The following is a 1,044-nucleotide window of genomic DNA, read 5'->3' as shown; positions in this document are numbered from 1 at the left end:
TGCAGCCCCGGCCCCTATCTGGAGATGTTCGCCCGCGGCGCCCGGCCGAAATGGACCGTCTGGGGCAATCAGGCGGATGAGAGCTACGAGCCCACCTGGGACACCTACGCCCACAACTCCGCCACCCAGCGCCGCGTCGCGGCGGCGGAGTAGGCTCAGTCTTCGCTCGGGCGCCGGGCCGTGTGGCGGAAACCGTGGATGACGATACCGTCCCCCATGACCTGATAGAGAATCAGGTACGGGTAGGGGGTGGCCACCGCGCGTCGAATGCCTGGGCGCTTCGTGAGGCGCCCGACATAAGGGTGGGCCGCCAATATGGTGACAATGTCCTGAAGCCTGCGCTTGACGTTCCGAGCTCCAGATGGCGAGCGCTCGTCAATATAATCCAGTATCGCCGCAAGTTCGGCGCTGGCCGCCCGCGTATAACGGACCTTCATAGACCGTGCTTGGCCCAAATCGCCTGAATTTCATCATCGCTGGCAAACTCACCACGCTCAGCCTGAGCCAGCGACTCCTCCAGCCCCGCCATTTCCTCATCCGTCAACTCGACCGCCGCCTGCTCCAAGCCAGCAAGTTGGAGGAGGACGTGGGCGAGTTCGTCTTGAACCGCGTCCGGCAAAACGCGCACCGCTTCAACGGCTTGTTCAAGTAAGCGGGTCATCGCCGATACTCCAGATGATACCAAGCCCACTGAAGATGGCATCGACGCCAGGCCATGTCGAGACTCGGGGCTCGGTTCAGCGCCCCCGCCGTCCCCAGAACAGGCCGGCCTTGCGGCCGGTGGCGCGGGTGGCGGCTTGCTCTTCCAGGAAGGCCTGTTCCAGCGCCGCCATCTGCTCCGCCGTCAGGCCCAGGGGCAGGTAATCGATGTCGGACGCGGGGTTGGCCACGCGCCCACCGGAGGCGCCCCGATGACTAGGGGGCCGCTTCGAATCAGCACTGAACAGACGCCGCATCGCCTAACCTCAAGCCAAACTGCCAAACATTCGAAAGGCTTCCCGATTTCCCGGGGCCGATTTCCCAACGCCGACTTCATAGGCACGA

At 64.2% G+C, this 1,044-nt stretch carries 3 protein-coding genes; all 3 read right to left on the bottom strand.

The annotated features are described in order from the left end of the window. Positions 1 to 155: 155 nt before the first annotated feature. Complete coding sequence (locus I55_RS18770; protein ID WP_044562113.1) at positions 156 to 437, bottom strand: type II toxin-antitoxin system RelE/ParE family toxin; 282 nt, start codon at positions 435 to 437, stop codon at positions 156 to 158. Further along, on the bottom strand, positions 434 to 661 hold the full coding sequence (locus I55_RS18765) for a hypothetical protein (RefSeq protein ID WP_044562112.1): 228 nt from the start codon (positions 659 to 661) through the stop codon (positions 434 to 436). Before I55_RS18765 ends, I55_RS18770 begins: the two co-directional genes overlap by 4 nt. Before the next feature lie 76 nt (positions 662 to 737). Further along, on the bottom strand, positions 738 to 890 hold the full coding sequence (locus tag I55_RS37225; protein WP_159107236.1) for a hypothetical protein: 153 nt from the start codon (positions 888 to 890) through the stop codon (positions 738 to 740). Between the last annotated feature and the right edge of the window lie 154 nt (positions 891 to 1,044).

Origin of the sequence: Azospirillum sp. B4, from assembly GCF_000333275.1 — a bacterium.
Taxonomy (GTDB): domain Bacteria; phylum Pseudomonadota; class Alphaproteobacteria; order Azospirillales; family Azospirillaceae; genus Nitrospirillum.
The sequence above is the reverse complement of the archived record's forward strand: the minus strand, read 5'-3'. Positions and strand labels throughout refer to the sequence as shown.

Excerpts from the sequence above, each read along its gene's own strand:
- I55_RS18770 (WP_044562113.1), bottom strand. The coding sequence starts at position 437 with ATGAAGGTCCGTTATACGCGGGCGGCCAGCGCCGAACTTGCGGCGATA.
- I55_RS18765 (WP_044562112.1), bottom strand. The coding sequence starts at position 661 with ATGACCCGCTTACTTGAACAAGCCGTTGAAGCGGTGCGCGTTTTGCCG.